Below are 19,334 nucleotides of genomic sequence, written 5' to 3' on the forward strand. Positions count from 1 at the left end.
TCGACGTCACGACGCGGCGGCAAACTCCTGCGAGGTCGCAAAGACCGCGATCTCGTCTGCGAGCACCTCTTCGAGCGAGGGGCCGATCTCCTCGCAGATTGTCGGCCGCAGGCGCGTCTCGACCAGCGAGAGATGCGTCGTCATCGCCTTCACCGCCTTGCCCCGCTCCTGCGCCGCCAGAGCCCGGAAAATCGCGCGGTGCTCCTCGCAACCGCAGGCCGAGCCCGCTGTCGTCTCGTAGCGCTTGACCAGCATCAGCGTGCGGCTGATCAGCTCATGCGCCTGGCGCTGAACAAGCGGGTTGCCCGTCATCTCCGCCAGCAGGAAGTGGAATTCGGCCGAGAGCCGCTGCCAAGTCGCCTGGTCGCCCAGCCGTAGCGCCTTCGCTTCGGCGTCGACATGCTCGCGCAGGCGCGCGATCTGCGCATCGGTGAGGTTGTCGGCGAGATGGGCGGCCATACCGCTCTCCAGGATTCGGCGCGCCTCGTAGACCATGTGGCTCTCGCGCAGGTCCGGCTCGACGGTGAACGCGCCCCGGTTCCTGACGATGTCGAGCAGCCGCTCATGCCCAAGCCGATGCAGCACCTTGCGGATGCGCTCCCGGCTCACGCCGAAGATTTCCGCCAGCCGATGCTCGCCGAGCTTGACCCCGCCCGGCAGCCGCCCGCCGCGCAGGACGGAGGTCAAAATCGTATGGATCGCCTGCTCGTTCATGCTCCGACTATCGCCGCTGCACGCATGAGCGGCAACTCCGACGCTGCCATGCGCTTCGGCAAGTCAGCCCTTATAATGGGCACAATTATATCACGATTGTGCACAAAAATGCCGGCCCTCTGGCGAAAGGAGATATGAGATATTCGTCTAAGCCTTTGACTAAATTGAACCGGAATAGATCCCGAACGAAGCTGTGCGGCTTGGCATGGGGGTTGCTGAGGACGGTCGCGTTTTTCCGAACGAAAAGGAACCCGACCATGGACGTCCTCTCCGCCCGGCCGACCCGTCGCTCCCTGCTCTCTGGCGCCGTAGGCGCCGTGACCCTCATCGCCGCCCCGTCGATCCTGCGCGCCCAGACGAAGGAATTGGTCGTCGGCGGAGCGGCCGGCCACAAGCCATGGGTCGAGCAGGTCGTGGTTCCGGCCTTCGAGAAGAAGTACAATTGCAAGGTGCTGTTCGAAGGCACCCGCTCTCTCGTCAACCTCGAGAAGATGCAGAAGAACAAGGGCAAGCAGTACATGTCCGTCGTCCAGATGGACGATCCCGTCATGATACTGGCGGTGAAGGAAGACCTCCTCGATCCGCTGACACCCGGCAAGGCGCCGAACCTGTCGCAGCTCGTGCCCGGCTCCACCCATATGGAGGGCATGTGGGCCAATTATCTCCAGCCCTGGCTCGGTGTGGCCTACAGCAAGGGCGCTATGAAGACCCCGCCCTCATCCTGGGCCGATCTGTTCGACGCGAAGTATAAGGGGCGGATCATCATCCCCTCGCTGCAGAACACGGAAGGGCTGCCGGTGCTGTTCGCCGCGGGCATGCTGACGGGCGGGACGCTCGAGGCGATCCAGAAGGACACCGACGCCGGCTTCAAGAAGCTGGCCTCGCTGAAGCCGAACCTGCTGACGATCTACACCCAGCAGCCGCAGGCCTATAACCTGCTGGAGCAGGGCGAGGCCTATATGATCGGGCCGGCGATGTCGTCCTATGCGCTCGAGCGCAAGGCGGCGGGCGCGCCGATCGACCTCGTCGCGCCCAAGGAAGGCGTGTTCGCCATGCCCTCGGGGATCGCCGTGATCAAGGGCGCGCCGCAAGCCGAACTCGCCTTCGCCTATGTCAACGAGTTGCTCGGCGCCGAGCTGCAGGAAAAACTCGCCGGCCCCACCTTCTCGCTCGCGACCAACAAGGCGGTGCCGAGGCCGGCTGGCCTTGGCGCCGATGTGACGATCCACCAGATCGACTGGGCCAATGTCGCGGCGCAGCGCAATGACTGGATCAAGCGCTGGGACCGCGAGATGGCGATCTGAGCCCGGGACCTGCTCGGTGAACCCGGCCTTTCTCGACATTACCGGCGCCAGCAGGAGCTTCGGCGCCGCCACCGTCCTCGACGGTGTCGATCTCGCCGTCGGCAAGGGCGAGTTCATCTCGCTGCTCGGCCCGTCCGGCTGCGGCAAGACCACCTTGCTGCGCATCGTGGCCGGGCTGATGACGCCCGACACCGGCCGGGTCGTCCTGGACACCCACGAGATCACACGCAAGCCGCCGCATCGGCGCGACATCGGCGTGGTCTTCCAGAACTACGCGCTGTTCCCGCATCTCAGTGTGGCGGAGAACGTCGCATTCGGCCTCAAGGCCCGCGGCGCGGCACGGGAGACGATCGCGCTGACGGTCGCGCGCTATCTTGGCCTCGTCCAGATGACGGCCTTTGCCGACCGCTCGATCAAGGCGCTCTCGGGCGGCCAGCAGCAGCGTGTCGCGGTGGCGCGCGCGCTCGCCGTCGGGCCCAAGCTCATGCTTCTGGACGAGCCCTTCTCGGCGCTCGACCGCAAGCTGCGCGAGGCGATGCAGATCGATCTCAAGCGGATCCTGCGCGAGGTCGGCACCACCGCGATCTTCGTCACGCATGACCAGGACGAAGCGCTGACCATGTCCGACCGCATCGCCGTGATGTATCGCGGCCGGATCGAACAGCTGGATACGCCGACGACGATCTACCATCGCCCGGCGACGCCCTTCGCGCTCGATTTCGTCGGCCTGTCGAGCCGGCTCGCCGGCACGGTCGTCGCAAGTCACGACAGGATGCTGACGATCGAGACCGCAGCGGGAAAGCTGTGCGCGCCGGGACAATTCATCCCCCGCAGCCCGGTCGTCATCGGCATTCGCCCCGAGCGCATGACGGTCGGGGCGGGTGGCGAGAACAGCATCGAGGCGACGCTGATCGACGTCGTGTTCCAGGGCGCTCGGGTCCAGCTCCATTTCGAGGCGCCGGCGGGCGGCCGCCTGCTCGTCGAGGCGCATGAGGCGCCATCGGGCGCAGCGCCGGGCGCCAGGCTGCCCTTGAGCTGGCGGCAGGCCGACACGCTGGTCTATCCCGCACCCGCAGAGGGAGGCGCGGCATGAGCGCCACCCGCCGATTCGATCCGATCCTGCTGCTGGCCGCTCCAGCCGTCGCCTACCTCACCGTCGTCTACGGCCTGCCACTGCTCTTCCTGCTCGGTCGCAGCCTGCTTGGAGCCGGCGGCTTTTCGGCCTTCGCCGGTTTCTTCGCCGATCCGTTCAGCTGGACCGTTCTCGGCAATACCGTTCGCAGCGCAGCGCTGGTGACGCTGGTCTGCCTCGTGATCGGCTATCCGACGGCGCTCGTGCTGGCGCGCGCCAGCGGATTCGTCCAGGCGGCGATCCTCGTCGCGATCATCCTGCCGCTTTCGGTCGGCGTTGTGGTCAAGGCCTTCGCCTGGCAGATCGTGCTGCGGCGCGACGGCGTCGTCTCGCAGATCTTCACCGGGCTTGGCATCTGGGACGAGCCGCAGCGCCTGCTCTTCACCGAGACCGGCCTCGTCATCGGGGCGGCCAATATTTTCGTGCCCTTCATGATCCTGCCGATCTATTCCGTGCTGAAGCTCGTCGATCCGCGACTGGGCGAGGCGGCGGCAACGCTCGGCGCCTCGCCGGTCTATCGCTTCTTCAAGGTGGCGATACCGCTGTCGCTACCCGGCATCATCACGGGCATAGCCTTCGTCTTCTCGATGGCCGCCTCGATGTATGTGATTCCAAGCCTAGTGATCGGCGACCGCTTCCAGACGCTGGCGACGCTGACGGGGCGCTCCTTCCTGTTCATGCGGAACGAACAACTCGGCTCGACGACCGCCGTCGTGCTGCTCGCGCTGACGATCGGCATCGTCGTGGCGAGTTCCAGGCTGTCGCGCCGGCTGGGAGGCGCCGCATGACCGCGATCGAAAAAATCGCCGGCCGGCTTGCCGGGCTGCTTGCGACCTTCACCGTCGTCTTTCTGCTCACCCCGCTCGTGGTAACGGTCGCCGTCTCCTTCGGTTCGAGCGCCGTCTTCACCTTGCCGCCGTCATCATGGTCGCTGCGTTGGTACGAGGCGCTGGCCCGCTCGCGCGATCTCTGGCCGCCGGTCTTCGCCTCGGTGAAGCTCGCCGCATTCTCGACCGCGGTCGCGCTGGTTCTCGGCACGCTCTGCGCCATCGGCCTCCTGCGCGGCCAGTTCCGCGGACGTGAGGCCGTGGTCACCTTCCTGGTCTCGCCGCTGATGCTGCCCGGCCTCGTCATCGGCATCGCCATGCTGGAGAGCTTCCGCGCGGCCGGCCTGCGCGACGTCTGGGTGAGCCTCGTGCTCGCCCATGTCGTGATCACGCTCCCCTATGTGGTGCGCACCGTCTTTGCAGCGCTCTCGCTCTTCGACTTCACCTTGATCGACGCCGCCCGCACGCTCGGCCTGACCTATCCGAAAGCCGTGTTCAAAGTGCTGGTCCCCTCGCTCGCGCCCGCCTTCCTGACCTCGGGCATGTTCGCCTTTCTCGCCTCCATGGACAATTATCCGATCTCGATCTTCTTCACCGATGCCTGGACCAAGACGCTGCCGATCCAGATGCTGCAATATGTCGAGGAAAGTCCCGATCCCACCATCGCCGCGATCTCGACGCTGCTGATCCTGCTGTCGATCGGCGTTCTCGTGCTCGGCGACCGCCTCGTCGGCCTGCGCCGCATGGCCGATCTGTGATGAGCGGGATCATCGGCAGCGACCGCGATTTCCGCGGCTACGGCAGCGCGCCTCCAGCCGTGCGCTGGCCCGGCGATGCGCGGCTAGCCGTCTCGGTCGTCATCAACATCGAGGAAGGCGCGGAACTCTCGCTCGGCCAGGGCGATGAGCGCAACGAGTCCGTCTATGAGGTCGTCGAGGAGATTTCCGGCGTCCGCGACCTGTGCATGGAGTCGCATTTCGAATACGGCCCGCGCGCCGGCTGGCCACGCATTCGCAAGCTGCTGCAGGACTATGGCGTGCGCGGAACGATGAACGCCAATGGCCGCAGCTTGGCGATATCGCCCTGGCTCGCACGGGAGGGTGTCACTGATGGCCATGAGGTCGCAGCCCATGGCTGGCGCTGGGAGCGCCACGCCAATATGAGCGAGGATGAGGAGCGTCTCGCCATCGCCCGCACGGTCGAGGCCATCACGGCCGCGGCCGGGGTGCCGCCGCGCGGCTGGCACACGCGCTCGGCAACCTCTCCGAACACCCGGCGCCTCCTCCTGGAACAAGGCGGATTTCTCTACGATTCCAATGCCTATAACGACGACCTGCCCTATCTCGTAGGGGTCGAGGGCCGCGACCACCTGGTGCTGCCCTATGCCTTCGACACCAACGACATGCGTTTCCAGCGCGGTGGCGGCTTCGTCTTCGGCGATGACTTCGCCCGCTACTGCATTGATGCCTTCGACCGGCTCCATGAGGAGGGCGCGGACGCGCCGCGCATGATGACGGTCGGCCTGCATCTGCGCATCATCGGCCGCCCCGGGCGGATCGCCGGTCTGGAGCGCTTTCTCGCCCATGCGGCGTCGAAGCCGGGAACCTGGTTCGCGCGGCGCGACGAAATCGCCCGGCACTGGCTGCGCGAGACCGGGCGCGAGGAGCTGATCGACGGGCGTTGAGGCGCCCACGCCCGCAGCCTCCGGGACAGCTCAAGTCAACGATGCTCGATGCGCGCCGCCAGTGCCTCCGAGAGACCCTGCGTCGGCTTCGCCGGCGGCCTGCGGAAGGTTCCGGCGCTCGCCTTGCGCGGCTGCAGGGCGACCAGAGCCTCGGCCTGCTTCAGCGCCGCGCCGACCTGATCGATGACGGGCACCGGGATGCGGTGGGCCACCTTGGCCGCCAGCCCGGCCAGCGGCGCCCCTGCGAGGATCACGCAATCGGCCCCATCCTCGACCACGGTCCGGTTGGCGAGCGCGACGATGACCTCCTCCTTCTCCTCCTGCACATCGCCGACATCGGCGAAGGTTTCGTCGAGCATGCGGACCCCGGCGCAGCGGCCGCCGAGCCCATGCATGGCGACGCATTCCTCGTACCAGGGCCCGAGCGCCCGCGCGAAGGTGACAATGGAAAAGCGCTTGCCGAGCATGCAGGCGGTCAGCATGGCTGCCTCGGCCATGCCCACGACAGGAATGTCGAAGAGTTCGCGCGCGCCCATCAGCCCGGGGTCGCCAAACGCGGCGATGATCGCGGCGTCGACCGCGTGGTGATGCTCGGCCAGCATGTCGAGCGCAATGGCTCCGCCGATCTGAGCCTCGGCACGGCTGGCGATATAGGGCACGCCACGCGGCGCCGTCAGCGGCACGATCTCGGTCTGCGGCGCCGCCACCGCCTTGGCCGCGACCAGGAGGCGCTGGGTAATCGCTTCGGTGGTATTGGGATTCAGCAGAAGGATGCGCATGGATCTCCGTCCTCACGGGCGCGTTCAGAAGCGGCCGCCGGGCAGATAGTGAAGCGCGTCGCCGCGTCCGTCGATCTCGCATTGGCTAAAGCGCCCGGCATGCAGGATCATCGCGTTTGCCTCCGCGATCCCCGGATGTCCCGGCAGTCGCCGGGGATCGTGATCGCTTACGTCGCAAGCCCTGGAGCGCCAGCCGGCCAGGCCGCGCGTTCCATCGGTCGTGGCCTGATTGGCTCGTCTCATTCCGCCCCTGCAGCGACGCATCCGTCCATGACCGCGGCGATTTCGGCAGCGGACAGGGCCGCCAGCTCGGCAATGAACACGATCCTCGCGCGCGGCAGCCCCGATGCCGGCGCACCAGCCGGGACCAGGGTCGCCCGGCCACCCGCGAGCTGAAACACAAACTGCCGGCCCGGCTGCTCCACCGTCTCGAACAGCCCCTTGGCGCGGGCGAGTTTCGGGGCAAGCCGGGCGATCGCCTGTTGCAGGAGCGGCAGCGAGACCGGCTGGTCGGAGGTCCAGCTCAGGCTCTCGAACCGCTCGAAGCTCGGGCGACGCCTGCCGGGCGCGCGCGGAACGGGCGGCCGATCCGGGCTGTCAGGGAAAACCAACTCTAGCGGCACCTGGCCGTGCGGGGCCTCGATCTGGAGCACGCCCGGGCGGATCGCTGCGACGGCGTCGCCAATCCGCTGCCGCTGCGCCGCGTCGACGAGATCGACCTTGCTCAGCGCCACCATAGTGGCGGCGCGAAGCTGCGCGCGCAGCAGAGGGTCGTCCAGCGCTGAAGAGGCCGCTGTCGCATCCACCACGCACAGCACCGTCTCCAGCGGCGCCTCCTGGAAGGTCACGGGATCCAGGAGATTGCGGACGATGTCCTCGGGGTCGGCGACGCCGCTCGTTTCGATCAGGATGGCGTCCGGCCTGGGCTTGCGCCGCAGGATCATCGCCAGCGTGCGCAGCAGGTCGCCCTCCAGCGAGCAGCAGATGCAGCCATTGGCCAGGCTGACGACCCCGTCGCTGGCCCCAGTGATGAGTTCGGCGTCTATATTGATGGCGCCGAAATCATTGACCACAGCGGCGATGCGCCGCCCCCCGGCATGGGCCAGGATATGGTTCACCACCGTCGTCTTGCCGGCCCCCAGAAAGCCGGCCACGAGCAGGATCGGGACGGACATGCCGGCTCAGGCGCCCGAGGCGACGGGCCGGCGCACGGGCTGGCCGGGGCGCGCCGCCACCTCCATGACGCCGTCGCTGATCACGGCCTGCCCATTGACCAGAAGATGCTTCACGCCCTCGGCCGGGCGGTTCATCGCCGTGAATTCGGCCCGGTCGGTCAGCGTCTCGAAATCGAAGACGACGATATCGGCATCGGCGCCGCGCCGCAGCCGCCCCTTGTCGCGCATGGCGGGCGTGCTCGCCGCCAGGATCTCCGCCGGGATCAGCGTGCATTTGGCGATGCCGTCCAGCAGCGAAACAGCCTGACGCTCCCGCACCCAGTGGCGCAGGAAACGGGTGAAGGTTCCAGCCGAGCGCGGATGCGAGGTCGCGTCCTCAGGCAGAGGCCAGGCATCGCCGGTATAGGTCGTGGCGTCCGGCAGGCTCCAGGGCATGGCGTCGGAGGCGATCGCGCCGCCGGGATAGAGCACGGAGAGATCGAGCATGCGGCGGTGGTGCTCGTTGTTCTCGGTGTCGAGGATATGCCAGAGCACCAGCGTGGAGGGCTCCTCGGCCTGCGCCGCCAGCAGCTCCTGCCGGTCGCGGAAGCGGCGCCCATCGGCGACGCGCTGCACGGAGTCATAGCCGGTGCCGTTGCGCGTCTCGAATTCGGGGTCGCTGAAGAAGGCGGCCGCCAGCACGGTGGAGCCGGTGCCATAGGGATAGGCCTCGACCGTGATCGGCAGGCCCTGTGCCTGCGCCTTCATCACCAGCTCGGCGCAGCGTTCCACATCGGTTTTGCTGGAGCTGTTGAAATGGCAGATATGCATATGCGCGCCGGTCGCGCCGGCATAGCCGATCAGGCGGATATAGGCCTCGACGGCGCTTTTGGGATCGATGCGCGACATATAGGCAATGTGGGTGAAGGTGGGCACGCCCTGGGCCGCCGCGAGCTGGCAGACCGCCGTCAGCTCCTGCACGCCGGCGCCCGGCGCATAGGCATTCAGGATGCCGATGCCGATGCCGCCCTCGTCCAGTCCCTGCGCGATGCGCGCGATGATCCCGGCCTGCTCGCTGTCGCTGGCGATATTGTCCATCCAGCGCGGGTCGCGCATGGCGCGGCCGAACGCCTCCAGAGACGATTCCTCGTTGATGCCGACCATGGCGCCGATCCGGGCGAAGGCCCAGTTGGTGGAGGCGCCATAGTTCAGGATCCGCCCCTGCTCGGCCTGGCGCCGATACCAGGAGGCGACCGGCATCACGCCGGCTTCGAGATCCAGCGTCGTGGTGACGCCGTCGAAGGCCTGCATGCGGTCTGCGGGGATGGACTGGCCATGCGCGTGCAGGTCGATGAAGCCGGGCGCCACGACCAGCCCCGTCGCGTCGATGACCCGTTCGGCCTCGCCGAGCCCGGTTCCAACAGCGGCGATCTTGCCATCGAGCACCGCTATCTCGGCCACCGCATCGATCCCGCTTTCAGGATCCACCACGCGTCCGCCCCGGATCACCAAACCGCTCATATCGCCGCTCCGTCTGCCAAACGCTGCGCCTCGGGCCGGCGTCGCCCCCGGCGACGCATTCGACCAGCCATGGGCGAACAGGGCCGGCAGTAGAGGCAGATTCTCCGGCGACCGCAATCGGCTGGCGGCGCATGCCGTGGCCGCGGATTTGCTTTCACGTCCTGACGCGACAGCGTTCGAGAGGACGAGGCCGGCCTCATGGCCGACAGGCCCGCCGCTTTGGACGAACGCCGCAAGAATCAGGAGAACAGATCAGCATGAAACGCCGCCACCTCCTTCTGGGCGCAGGAGCCCTCTTGGCCGGCAGCCGCCTCACGGCTCCCAACATCGTCCGCGCGCAGGACGCCAAGGTGCTTCGCTTCGTGCCCCAGGCCGACCTGCCCAATCTCGACGCCGTCGCCGGCACGCAGCTCGTGGTGCGCAATGCGAGCCTCTTGGTCTTCGACATGCTCTACGGCATCGGCGCCGACCTCACCCCCAAGCCGCAGATGTGCGAGGGCCATGAGGTCTCGGCCGACGGCAAGACCTGGACGCTGAAGCTGCGCGACGGGCTGAAGTTCCACGATGGCGAGCCGGTGCTGACCAGGGATGTCATTGCCAGCATCAACCGCTGGATGCCGCGCGACGGCATGGGGCAGATGATCCAGTCCCGCCTGGACGCGCTGGAGGCGGTCGACGACCGCAGCTTCCGCTTCCGCCTGAAAGCGCCGTTCCCGAAGCTGCTTTACGCGCTGGGCAAGAGCAACACGCCGCTCCTGGTGATCATGCCGGAGCGCATCGCCAGGACCGACCCCTATACCCAGATCAAGGAATATGTCGGCTCCGGCCCGATGGCGTTCAAGCGCGACGAATGGGTCTCGGGTTCGCGCGCCGTCTTCCAGCGCTTTGCCGGCTATCAACCGCGACTGGAGAAGAGCGACTGGCTCGCCGGCGGCAAGGTCATGAAGGTCGACCGCGTGGAATGGATGACCATGCCCGACCCCGGCACGGCCGCAAGCGCGCTCCAGAACGGCGAGATCGACTGGTGGGAGAACCCCATCGCCGATCTCGTTCCGCTCCTCGCCAAGAACCGCGCCATCAAGGTCGGCATCGCCGATCCGCTGGGCAATGTCGGCGCCATGCGCATCAACCACCTGCTGCCGCCCTTCAACAACAAGCTCTGCCGCCAGGCGCTGCAATGGGCCGTCAGCCAGGCCGACTACATGCAGGCCATCGTCGGTGAGGACACCGCGCTGTGGAAGGAGATGCCGAGCTTCTTCACGCCCGGCACGCCGCTCTACAGCGAGGCCGGCGCCGAGCGCCTGAAGGGCCCGCGTCAATACGACAAGGCGAAGGAGCTCCTGAAGCAGGGCGGCTACAACGGCGAGAAGGTGGTGATGCTGGTCGCCGCCGATGTGCCGATCACCAAGGCGCAGGGCGACGTCACCGCCGATATGCTGGGCCGCATCGGCGTCAATGTCGACTACCAGTCGCTGGACTGGGGCACGGTCGGCTCCCGCCGCACCAGCAAGAAGGCGGTCACCGAGGGCGGCTGGAACATCTTCTTCAGCTGGCATTCCGGCGTCGATTGCATCAACCCCGCCCCCTACAAGGGCGTCAGCGCCAGCGGCGACAAGGCCTGGTTCGGCTGGCCGAGCAATGACGAGGTCGAGCAGAACATCGCTGCCTGGTATGATGCGCCCGACCTCGCCGCCGAGAAGAAGGCGATCGAGGCCGTCAATCGCGCCGGCATGGACGATGTCACCTTCGTGCCGACCGGCTTCTTCCTCGGCCATTCCGCCTGGCGCAACGCGCTCTCGGGCGTGGCCCAGGCACCGTTTCCGCTGTTCTGGGACGTCAGCAAGGGCTGAGAGGCTTCTCTGTTTGGAAACCTCCCGAGCCCTCATCCTTCGAGACGGCCGCTTTCGCGGCCTCCTCAGGATGAGGGCTGGAGTTTCCAAACGAGTTCGGAGCAGGGCCTCTGCAACGCGAAGCGCGGCTCCGATCAGGCGACGCTGTCCGCGTCTTGCCGCGTGTCTTGCCGATAGCCGAGCCGTTCGCTGATCTGCCGGCAGGCCTCCTTCAGCATCGCGACCAACTCATGGCTGCGGGCGTGGTAGCGCATCGTCACCACGCCCAGATTGAGCGCCGCCACGACGCTGCCGTCGCGGCCGTGGATCGGCGCGGCGAGGCCCGTCGAGCCGGTGACATGCTCTTCGTCGCAGACGGAAACGCCCTCCGCGCGTATCCTCATGAAGAGCGCGCGGATCGCATCGGGGTCGGTCACGGTCTTAGGCGTCCGCGCGATCAGGGGAACGCGCGCCAGATAGGCATTGGCGAGGCCGGCCTCCCAATGCGCCAGCAGCAGCCTGCCGGTCGCGGTGCAGTAGGAATCGCTCTGGCCGTCGAGATCGACATCGAAACGGATGGCCTGGCGGCTCACGCATTTCGCCAGACGCTTCGATTCACCCCGGGTGGTGCGCACGGCCAGGACGACGGTCTCGCCGGACCTGTCGCGCAGCTGCTCCATGATCGGATGCGCAGCGGAGAGCAGCCTTGCCTCATGGGCGCGGGTCGCGGAGCGATGGCGGCTGGCGTGAACCAGGACATAGCGTTCGGTGGAATCCTGGATGGCGTAGCCGCGGGAGACCAGCGTCTGGGCGAGCGCATGGGCGCTGCTTTTAGGAAAGCCCAGCGCGGCGACGATCTCCTTGAGTTTCACCGGCTCGGCGCAGCCTGCGAGATACTCCAAGAGGTCGAGGATCCGGGCCGCCGATTTCACTTCGGTATTCATATATGTGAACCTGATCCTGCTTGTCGAACAAATTAGCCGACGATACGCTCCCCTTCAATCCTGATGAATTCAACACGTTCGAGCGGCAACACTTGCAAGCGGCAATACCTGCAAGCGGAGTGAATTCAACGCATGACGGCGGCGAGCGAAAGATCAGTGGCGATCGTGACCGGTGGCGCGCGCGGCATCGGCCGTGGCTGCGCCAAGGCGCTCGCCGGAGCCGGCTTCGACATCGCGCTCGTCGATCTGCTGCGGCCGGAGCTTGACCGCACCGCCGATGAAATCCGCGGGCTTGGCCGAGAGGTCCTGACCTTCGAGGCGGATGTCTCCTCTTTCGCGGAGGCGCAGCGCATCGCCGCGGAAGTCGTCGGCGAGTTCGGCCGCATCGACGTGCTGCTCAACAATGCCGGCCGCTCGATGGCCAAGGGCATCCTCGAGATCACGGAAGACGAGTTTGACCGCACCATCGCGATCAATCTGAAGAGCTGCTTCAACTATGTCCGCGCTGTCGCTCCGGCCATGCTGGCGCAGGGTGGCGGCCGCATCGTCTCGATGTCCTCGCTCAACGCGCATTCCGGCGGCGTCACCGCGGCCGTCAGCCGCTTCGCCTATGCCTCGGCGAAGGCCGGCATCATCGGCATGACCAAGGCCCTGGCCAAGGAACTGGGCCCGACGATCCTGGTCAATGCGATCTGCCCGGGCGTGATTGAGACCGAACTCGGCAATGTGCTGACGCGCGAGCGCGGCGCCGCCATCGCCGCAAATGGCATCGCGCTGCATCGGCTCGGCACCCCGGAGGATGTCGCGCAGCTCGTGCTGTTCCTGGCCGCCTCAAAACCCTGCTTCATCACGGGCCAGGCGATCACCATCGACGGCTTCCAGTATCAATGGTGAGCACCCGCCAATGACCGTCTCCATCCGAAGCGAGCCCCGGATCTGGCCCAAGGATGTCCGGCACAAGGCGCTCGGTCCTGTTCGCGCCGACCTGCTGCGCATCCTCGCGATTCCGACCGGGCGGAGCTGAATTATGGGCTATCGCGTCGGCGTCGATATCGGCGGCACCTTCACCGATTTCTGCGTGTTCGACGAGGACAGCTACGCGCTGCGCACGCTCAAGGTGCTGTCGCGGCCGGACGCGCCGGGGGCCGAGGTGCTGCAGGGGCTCGACGAGATCGAGCGCCGCTTCGCGATTTCACCCGGCGCCATCTCCTATTTCACCCATGGCTCGACCGTGGGCGTGAACAGCATCATCCAGGGCACCGGCGCGAGACTTTGCCTGTTCGTGACCGAAGGCTTCCGCGACGTGCTGGAACTGGCGCGGCTGAAGATTCCCGACCCCTATGACCTGTTCTCGCGCAGGCCGCCGCCGCTGGTGCCGCGCGACCGCGTGATCGAGCTCGGCGAGCGGATGAACGCGGCGGGCCAGGCCGAACGCGTGCCCAGCGATGCGGCCATCACCGACGCGCTGCGGCAGGCCGAGAAGGCGGGCGCGGAAGGCATCGTTCTCGCCTTCCTGCACAGCTACACCAATCCGGCGCATGAGCGATTGGTCAAGGCCCGCATCGCTGAGCTCAACCCGTCCCTGCCGGTGTTCTGCTCGGCCGATGTCTGGCCGATCGTGCGTGAATATGAGCGCACCATCACGGCCTGCATCCACGGCTCGGTGCAGCCGCGCGTGTCGCATTACATCGGCCGGCTCGAGGCGGCGCTCGCCGAGCGCGGCGTTGCGCCCGCGCCGATGATCACCAAGTCGAATGGCGGCGTCATGACCGCGGCTGCCGGCAAGGACCGCAGCATCGAGATGCTGCTCTCGGGTACAGCGGCGGGCGTGAACGGCGCCGGCTTTGTGGCGCAGCGCTCCGGTTTCAGCCGGGTGATGAGCCTCGACATCGGCGGCACCAGCGCCGATGTCGCGCTGCTGCGCGACGGCATGCCGGATTTCCGCTCCGGCGAGTTGGTCGGGCGTTATCCGATCTATCTCCCCACCGTCTCGGTCTCGTCGATCGGGGCCGGGGGCGGCTCCGTCGCCAGCGTCGATACGCTCGGCGTGCTGCGCGTCGGGCCCGAAAGCGCCGGATCGACGCCCGGCCCAGCCTGCTATGGGCGCGGCGGCGAGCGCGCGACGATCACCGACGCATTCGCCGCCATGGGCGTCCTCGGCACTGGGGGGCTCGGCTACGGCGCTGTCAATGTCGACCGGGAGCGGGCGCTTGCGGTGCTGACGCCGCTGGCGGCGGGGCTTTCGCGCGATGTAGCGGCGACCGCCGAGGCGATCGTCGATCTCGCTGTCGCCAACATGTATCGCGAGATCAGCCGCCTGTTCTCACAGGTCGGCGAGGAGCCGAGCGGTTATGCGCTGCTCGCTTTCGGCGGGGCCGGGCCGATGCTGGGCTGCCTCGTCGCCGAAGCGATCGGGATGGAGGCGGTGATCATCCCGGAGACGCCCGGCGTGCTCGCCGCGCTCGGCGGCCTGCTCGCCGATCTGCGCTCCGATTTCGTGCGCGTGGTCTTCCTGGACATGACCGCCGAGGCGATGGGCACGCTGGCCCGAGCGTTCGAGGGGCTCACTGCTGAGGCGCGGGACTGGCTCCACGGCAACCAGGGCCATTCCGGCGAGGCTGCCCTCACCATCTCCGGCGACATGCGCTATCGCGGCCAGTCCTACGAGATCGAGACGCCCTTGGAGGCGGCCTGGATCACCGCAGGCGACCAGGCTGCAATCACTGCCGCCTTCCACGCCAAGCATGCCGAGATCTATGGCCATGCCGACGACAAGGCGGCGGTGCAGATCGTCGCGCTGCGCGTCGTCATCGCCGGCCGCACGCCCAAGCCGGCCTTGCCGGCGCGCGAGATGACGAAGTCCCATGTCGTCGCAAGCCGGACGCTGATGGTCACGCATCGTGGCGCGGATATTGTGGCGGGCCTGTTCGAACGTCGCGAATTGCCGCCCGGCAGCCGCTTCGACGGGCCGGCCGTGGTGATCCAGGACGACACCACCACCTGGGCTCCCCCCGGCTTCACCGGCGAGGTCGACGCCTACGCCAACCTCATCCTGCGACGGAGCGGCACGGGACGGAGCAGCATGACATGAGCACGCTCGACCCGGTCACGCTCCAGATCCTGAAGAGCCATTTCGAGGCCGCAGCCGAAAGCATGGCCTATACGCTGCTGCGCACGGCCCATTCCGCCTTCGTCAAAGAGACCGAGGATTTCACCAGCGGGCTGACCACGCCATGCGGGCAGACCTTCGCCAGTCCGAAGGATCTTGGCGCGACCTGGTTCATCGGGCTCGACTATGCCGGCGCCATCGAGGCGATCCCGGATTACCGCCCCGGCGACATCTGCGTCACCAACGACCCTTATTCCGGCTTTGTCTGCACCCATGCGCCCGACATGCATTTGTGGATGCCGATCTTCGCGGGCGAGCGACTGATCTGTTTCGCCGTCGGCCATATCCACAACACCGATATGGGCGGCGCGGTGCCGGCCTCGCTGTCGCGGGCGCTGACGGAGGTCCATCAGGAGGGCATCCGGATTCCGCCGATGAAGCTCGTCGATGCCGGCCGAATGAATGACGAGGTGCTTCGGATCATGCTGCGCAATGTGCGCATGCCGGATCAGAACTGGGGTGACCTCAAGGCCCAGATCGCCTCGCTCAAGACGGGCGAGCGCAAGATCATGGACGCGGTCGCCCGCTTCGGCGCTGATACGGTCTGCGACGCGATGTATGGCGTGCTCGATCTGGCCGACCGGCAGGCCCGGCGCCTGTTCGCGGAGATGGCTGACGGCGACTACGTCTTCACCGACTATATCGACGAGGACAGCCCCGGCGGCGTGCCGTGCCGATTGAAGCTCTGCGTGCAAGTGCGCGGCGACGAAGCGGTGTTCGATTTCAGCGGCAGCGACCCGCAATTGCAATCGGCGCTCAACATGCCGACCGGCGGGTTGCCCAGGCATATCCTGCCGCTGGTCGGCTACAACTATGTCGTCTACTCGCTCGACACGACGGTCGCGCTCAATGCCGGGTTGCTGCGGCCAGTGCGCTGCATCCTGCCGGAAGGATCGGTGGTCAATCCGGTCTATCCGGCGGCAACCGGCATGCGCAGCCTAACCTGCACCCGGATCCAGGGCATGGTCGTGGGCGCCTTCTCGCAGGCCATGCCGGACCGGCTGCCGGCTGGCCCCGCCGGCGGCGGCGGCATCCTCAATGTGCGCACCACCGACAGCCGAACCGGGCGCCTCGCCATGGCCTCGATCAATCCGATCACGGGCGGCGGCGGCGGCTCGGCGCGCGAGGATGGGCAGGACGGCTCAAACTCCTTCCTCAAGAACACGCCGATCGAGATCACCGAAGCCGAGGTGCCGATCAAGGTGCTCGGCTACGGGCTGGTGCCCGATAGCGGCGGCGCCGGGCGCCATCGCGGCGGGCTGGCGGCCCAGATGACGTTCCAGCTGTTCTCGCCGAACTCGGTGGTCACGGCACGCAACCGCGACCGCGTGCGTTTTTCCTGCTGGGGCCTGGAGGGCGGCCAGCCTGGCGCGACCTGCGGCTTCCTGCGCAACCCCGGAACGGCGGGCGAGGAAGCGCTCGGCAACACCGATGTGGTGCGCTGCGCGCCCGGCGACGTGCTGATGATCTCGGCCTCGGGTGCCGGCGGCTGGGGCGATCCATTTACCCGGCCGCTAGCCGAGGTGCTCGACGACGTCGCGCAAGGCAAGGTCAGCGAAGCCGGCGCCTTGGCCTATGGCGTGGTGATCGCGGCGGGCATCGTCGACCAGGAGAAGACGCTCGCTTTGCGCGCCCGGCCAAAACCGGCGCTGAACGGCCCGACGCCAGGCGGCCTGACGCTCGATCCAGCGCGCCTCGCCTTCGAGACGGTCTGGTCCGACACGGCCTGGGACCATCTTTCCGAGAGGCTCTTTGCGCTGCCCGTCGAATGGCGTTTCTTCATGAAGCACCAGATCTTCGCCGCCGTGAGCGCTGATGCTGCCGCCGCGAGCGACCCCGTCGCCGCGATCGAGCGCGCCTATGCGAGCCTTCTGGGGTTGTATCCGCAGATGGCGCCCCGGACGATCGGAGCAGCAGCATGAACATCACGTTCGAGGGGCAGAGCGTGCTGATCGCCGGCGCCGCCCGCGGCATCGGGCGCGGCGTCGTCGAGAGTTTTGCTACGCGCGGAGCCAACGTTTTCGCCGGCGACCGATTGGCCGACGAGATGGCCGGGCTCGAAGCGCACAAGACTGCACTCGACCTGCGCGACAAGAGCCAGGTTCAGGCCTGGGTCGCCGGGAGCGAGACGATCGCCGGCCGGCCGGTCGATGTGCTGGTCTATGTCGCCGGCGGCGTGCTCGGCCAGAGCGCCAAGCCGCTCGAAGAGGTCGATGAGGCGGATTGGCGCGCCATTCTGGACGTCAACCTGACCGGAGCCTTTCTGGCCGCACAGGCGGTCGCGCCCGGCATGAAGTCACGCGGCAAGGGCCGGATTGTGCTCATCGCCAGCGGGGCGGGCCTGCGCACGTCGCTGACCGGCATCCAGGCCTATGCCTCGGCCAAGGCCGGTGAGATCGGGCTCGCGCGCCAGCTCGGCCAGGAGCTCGGCCCCTTCGGCATCACCGTCAATGCGGTGGCGCCGGGCTTCCAGCGCACCAGCCCCGATTATGAGCGCCAATGGAATTCCTATTCGCCCGAGCGCCAGGCCGGCATGATCGAGAACACGGCGCGCCGGCGGGCGGGGACGCCGCAGGATATCGCGCATGCCGTGATGTTCCTGGCCTCCGACTACGCCGACTTCATCACCGGTCAGGTGCTTTCGGTCACGGGAAGCCCCTGACCCAGCAACAGAGGAGGATGGCATGACCAAGACACGCAGAGATGCTCTGAAGACAGTTCTGGGTTCGGTCGCCCTCTCCTCGGCCGGATGGGCCGGCGCCTCGGCGCAAAGCGGCGGCAAATTCGTCTATGCGAACAACAGCCCCTACGACAATCTCGACCCCCACACGATCTTCGACACCGCCCGGGCCGCGTCGCGCTTCAATCTCTATGACGGGCTTTATCGCTGGGTCGACAATCCCCCGAAGATGATCCCCTGGCTCGCCGAGAGCCACAGCGTCTCCGGCGACGGCAAGGTCTACACCTTCAAGCTGCGCCAGAACGCGAGGTTCCATGACGGCAAACCCGTCACCGCCAATGATGTGGTCTATTCGATCGAGCGCATCATCGCGCTGAAGAAGGGCGCGGCCAGCCTCTATCTCGATGCGATCAAGCCCGGTTCGACCAAGGCGCTCGACGCACACACCGTCGAGTTCAATCTCAGCCAGCCCTCCGCGATCTTCCTGACCACGGTGCCCGACATCCTCGTCGTCAACAGCGAGCTGGTGAAGGCCAATGAGAAGAACGGCGACTGGGCCGAAGCCTGGCTCGCGCGCAACGAGGCCGGCAGCGGCTCCTATGCCCTGCGCCGGCATGATCCGGCGGTGGGCTGGACCGGCCGGCGCTTCGTCGAGCATTTCGCCGGCTGGACCGGGCAGCCCTTCGACGATGTCGAGTTCCGCACCGTGCTGGAGACCAATACCCGCGTGCTCGGGCTGATCCGCGGCGATTATCAGGGCGCCGACGGTTACCTGCCCTACGACCAGATCCAGCGCCTCAAGCAATCGCCCAATGTCCAGATCATCGACCAGGAGTCGATGCGCGTCTTCATCCTGGCGCTGAACACCAGCAAGCCCCTGATGAACAACGTCCATTTCAGGCGGGCTCTGGCCTATGCCTTCGACTATGACGGCTTCATCGCCAACATCATGAAGGGCTCGGTCAACCGCAATCCGGGTCCGAACCCCAACAACATCTGGGGCACGCCGCCGGGGCTGAAGGGCTACAGCTACAATCTCGAGCTCGCCCGCGAGGAGCTGAAGAAGGTGACCGAGCCGCTGCGGCCGATCACCATCAACGCGCTGGCGGGCTTCAGCGAGTCGGAGCAGGCCGCGACCCTGTTCCAGAACACGCTGCGGCAGATCGGCGTCGAGGTCGTGGTCGAGGTCTCGCCCTGGTCGGTCGTCTCGAACCGCATGCGCAACGCCCAGACGCAGGCGGACATCATCCCGCTCTGGAAGAGCACCTATTATGTCGACCCCAACAACTGGGTCGGCGAGCTCTACGGCACGCGCTACCACGGCACGCGAACCTTCTCCTATTACAGCAATCCCGAGATCGACAGGCGGCTCGACCGCGCCCTGGTCTCGAGCGACCAGGAGGAGCGCCGCAAGCTCTATGAGGAGATGACCCAGATCGTCAGCGACGAGGCGGCGGGCATCTTCGTCTACAACACCAAATGGTACGGCCCCTATTCGAGCAAGGTCGAGGGCATCCGCTTCTCGCCCGTCAGCAACGGCCAGGACATCCGCTGGGCGTCGTTGAAGCGAGGCTGAGCACGCGATGCGAGCGGAGGC

General features: G+C 67.0%; 17 protein-coding genes. 11 read left to right on the forward strand and 6 right to left on the reverse strand.

The window, feature by feature from the left end:
- Positions 1-6: 6 nt before the first annotated feature.
- Positions 7-714 (reverse strand): GntR family transcriptional regulator, encoded by a 708-nt coding sequence (locus BMZ97_RS29250; protein WP_092178110.1) that lies wholly within the window; start codon positions 712-714, stop codon positions 7-9.
- Positions 715-971: 257 nt separating this feature from the next.
- Here BMZ97_RS29250 and BMZ97_RS29255 point away from each other — a divergent pair, with 257 nt between their 5' ends.
- The 5 genes from BMZ97_RS29255 to BMZ97_RS29275 are packed head-to-tail and all read left to right on the forward strand — an operon-like array spanning position 972 to position 5,661.
- The gene (locus tag BMZ97_RS29255) at positions 972-2,018 is read left to right on the forward strand and encodes an ABC transporter substrate-binding protein (RefSeq protein WP_092178112.1); all 1,047 of its coding nucleotides are present in this window, start codon (positions 972-974) and stop codon (positions 2,016-2,018) included.
- Positions 2,019-2,034: 16 nt separating this feature from the next.
- A complete protein-coding gene (locus BMZ97_RS29260; RefSeq protein WP_210188360.1) occupies positions 2,035-3,111 on the forward strand; it encodes an ABC transporter ATP-binding protein in 1,077 nt (358 codons plus the stop codon).
- On the forward strand, positions 3,108-3,938 hold the full coding sequence (locus BMZ97_RS29265) for an ABC transporter permease (protein ID WP_092178114.1): 831 nt from the start codon (positions 3,108-3,110) through the stop codon (positions 3,936-3,938). The genes BMZ97_RS29260 and BMZ97_RS29265 overlap by 4 nt, the downstream gene beginning before the upstream one ends.
- On the forward strand, positions 3,935-4,735 hold the full coding sequence (locus tag BMZ97_RS29270; RefSeq protein ID WP_092178116.1) for an ABC transporter permease: 801 nt from the start codon (positions 3,935-3,937) through the stop codon (positions 4,733-4,735). Before BMZ97_RS29265 ends, BMZ97_RS29270 begins: the two co-directional genes overlap by 4 nt.
- Positions 4,735-5,661: a polysaccharide deacetylase family protein gene (locus BMZ97_RS29275; RefSeq protein WP_175525793.1), complete on the forward strand. Its 927-nt coding sequence runs from the start codon at positions 4,735-4,737 to the stop codon at positions 5,659-5,661. Before BMZ97_RS29270 ends, BMZ97_RS29275 begins: the two co-directional genes overlap by 1 nt.
- A gap of 35 nt (positions 5,662-5,696) precedes the next feature.
- On the opposite strand, the gene BMZ97_RS29280 is transcribed toward BMZ97_RS29275, so the two are convergent.
- Genes BMZ97_RS29280 through BMZ97_RS29290 form a run of 4 tightly spaced genes read right to left on the reverse strand, consistent with a single transcriptional unit; the run spans position 5,697 to position 9,115 of the window.
- Positions 5,697-6,440, reverse strand: coding sequence for an aspartate/glutamate racemase family protein (locus BMZ97_RS29280; protein WP_092178118.1), 744 nt, complete (start codon positions 6,438-6,440; stop codon positions 5,697-5,699).
- Between the two features lie 24 nt (positions 6,441-6,464).
- On the reverse strand, positions 6,465-6,683 hold the full coding sequence (locus BMZ97_RS31065) for a hypothetical protein (RefSeq protein WP_139221387.1): 219 nt from the start codon (positions 6,681-6,683) through the stop codon (positions 6,465-6,467).
- On the reverse strand, positions 6,680-7,615 hold the full coding sequence (locus tag BMZ97_RS29285) for a CobW family GTP-binding protein (protein WP_092178120.1): 936 nt from the start codon (positions 7,613-7,615) through the stop codon (positions 6,680-6,682). Before BMZ97_RS29285 ends, BMZ97_RS31065 begins: the two co-directional genes overlap by 4 nt.
- Before the next feature lie 6 nt (positions 7,616-7,621).
- Positions 7,622-9,115, reverse strand: coding sequence for an amidohydrolase family protein (locus BMZ97_RS29290; RefSeq protein WP_092178122.1), 1,494 nt, complete (start codon positions 9,113-9,115; stop codon positions 7,622-7,624).
- 257 nt (positions 9,116-9,372) lie between these two features.
- Here BMZ97_RS29290 and BMZ97_RS29295 point away from each other — a divergent pair, with 257 nt between their 5' ends.
- Positions 9,373-10,965: an ABC transporter substrate-binding protein gene (locus BMZ97_RS29295; RefSeq protein ID WP_092178124.1), complete on the forward strand. Its 1,593-nt coding sequence runs from the start codon at positions 9,373-9,375 to the stop codon at positions 10,963-10,965.
- Between the two features lie 134 nt (positions 10,966-11,099).
- Here BMZ97_RS29295 and BMZ97_RS29300 read toward each other — a convergent pair whose 3' ends face one another.
- Positions 11,100-11,888 (reverse strand): IclR family transcriptional regulator, encoded by a 789-nt coding sequence (locus tag BMZ97_RS29300; protein WP_092178126.1) that lies wholly within the window; start codon positions 11,886-11,888, stop codon positions 11,100-11,102.
- Positions 11,889-12,044: 156 nt separating this feature from the next.
- On the opposite strand from BMZ97_RS29300, the gene BMZ97_RS29305 reads away from it, so the two are divergent.
- The 5 genes from BMZ97_RS29305 to BMZ97_RS29325 all read left to right on the forward strand — a co-directional run bounded on the left by BMZ97_RS29305 (position 12,045) and on the right by BMZ97_RS29325 (position 19,313).
- Positions 12,045-12,782, forward strand: coding sequence for an SDR family NAD(P)-dependent oxidoreductase (locus tag BMZ97_RS29305; RefSeq protein ID WP_244546666.1), 738 nt, complete (start codon positions 12,045-12,047; stop codon positions 12,780-12,782).
- A gap of 133 nt (positions 12,783-12,915) precedes the next feature.
- Entirely contained in the window at positions 12,916-14,979 is a 2,064-nt protein-coding gene (locus BMZ97_RS29310; protein ID WP_092178130.1) for a hydantoinase/oxoprolinase family protein, read from the forward strand.
- On the forward strand, positions 14,976-16,979 hold the full coding sequence (locus BMZ97_RS29315) for a hydantoinase B/oxoprolinase family protein (protein ID WP_092178132.1): 2,004 nt from the start codon (positions 14,976-14,978) through the stop codon (positions 16,977-16,979). The genes BMZ97_RS29310 and BMZ97_RS29315 overlap by 4 nt, the downstream gene beginning before the upstream one ends.
- Positions 16,976-17,719: an SDR family NAD(P)-dependent oxidoreductase gene (locus BMZ97_RS29320; RefSeq protein ID WP_092178134.1), complete on the forward strand. Its 744-nt coding sequence runs from the start codon at positions 16,976-16,978 to the stop codon at positions 17,717-17,719. Before BMZ97_RS29315 ends, BMZ97_RS29320 begins: the two co-directional genes overlap by 4 nt.
- A gap of 22 nt (positions 17,720-17,741) precedes the next feature.
- Positions 17,742-19,313 carry an ABC transporter substrate-binding protein gene (locus BMZ97_RS29325; RefSeq protein ID WP_092178136.1) on the forward strand — a complete coding sequence of 524 codons (1,572 nt, stop codon included), beginning with the start codon at positions 17,742-17,744 and terminating at the stop codon, positions 19,311-19,313.
- Positions 19,314-19,334 lie beyond the last annotated feature (21 nt).

It is taken from the genome of Allobosea sp. OK403 (genome assembly GCF_900113835.1).
In the GTDB taxonomy this organism is placed as follows: domain Bacteria; phylum Pseudomonadota; class Alphaproteobacteria; order Rhizobiales; family Beijerinckiaceae; genus Allobosea.

What these genes read in the sequence shown, in the direction of transcription:
- BMZ97_RS29250 (WP_092178110.1), bottom strand. Translation starts at nt 714, where the DNA reads ATGAACGAGCAGGCGATCCATACGATTTTGACCTCCGTCCTGCGCGGC.
- BMZ97_RS29255 (WP_092178112.1), top strand. Translation starts at nt 972, where the DNA reads ATGGACGTCCTCTCCGCCCGGCCGACCCGTCGCTCCCTGCTCTCTGGC.
- BMZ97_RS29265 (WP_092178114.1), top strand. Translation starts at nt 3,108, where the DNA reads ATGAGCGCCACCCGCCGATTCGATCCGATCCTGCTGCTGGCCGCTCCA.
- BMZ97_RS29270 (WP_092178116.1), top strand. Translation starts at nt 3,935, where the DNA reads ATGACCGCGATCGAAAAAATCGCCGGCCGGCTTGCCGGGCTGCTTGCG.
- BMZ97_RS29275 (WP_175525793.1), top strand. Translation starts at nt 4,735, where the DNA reads ATGAGCGGGATCATCGGCAGCGACCGCGATTTCCGCGGCTACGGCAGC.
- BMZ97_RS29280 (WP_092178118.1), bottom strand. Translation starts at nt 6,440, where the DNA reads ATGCGCATCCTTCTGCTGAATCCCAATACCACCGAAGCGATTACCCAG.
- BMZ97_RS31065 (WP_139221387.1), bottom strand. Translation starts at nt 6,683, where the DNA reads ATGAGACGAGCCAATCAGGCCACGACCGATGGAACGCGCGGCCTGGCC.
- BMZ97_RS29285 (WP_092178120.1), bottom strand. Translation starts at nt 7,615, where the DNA reads ATGTCCGTCCCGATCCTGCTCGTGGCCGGCTTTCTGGGGGCCGGCAAG.
- BMZ97_RS29290 (WP_092178122.1), bottom strand. Translation starts at nt 9,115, where the DNA reads ATGAGCGGTTTGGTGATCCGGGGCGGACGCGTGGTGGATCCTGAAAGC.
- BMZ97_RS29295 (WP_092178124.1), top strand. Translation starts at nt 9,373, where the DNA reads ATGAAACGCCGCCACCTCCTTCTGGGCGCAGGAGCCCTCTTGGCCGGC.
- BMZ97_RS29300 (WP_092178126.1), bottom strand. Translation starts at nt 11,888, where the DNA reads ATGAATACCGAAGTGAAATCGGCGGCCCGGATCCTCGACCTCTTGGAG.
- BMZ97_RS29310 (WP_092178130.1), top strand. Translation starts at nt 12,916, where the DNA reads ATGGGCTATCGCGTCGGCGTCGATATCGGCGGCACCTTCACCGATTTC.
- BMZ97_RS29315 (WP_092178132.1), top strand. Translation starts at nt 14,976, where the DNA reads ATGAGCACGCTCGACCCGGTCACGCTCCAGATCCTGAAGAGCCATTTC.
- BMZ97_RS29320 (WP_092178134.1), top strand. Translation starts at nt 16,976, where the DNA reads ATGAACATCACGTTCGAGGGGCAGAGCGTGCTGATCGCCGGCGCCGCC.
- BMZ97_RS29325 (WP_092178136.1), top strand. Translation starts at nt 17,742, where the DNA reads ATGACCAAGACACGCAGAGATGCTCTGAAGACAGTTCTGGGTTCGGTC.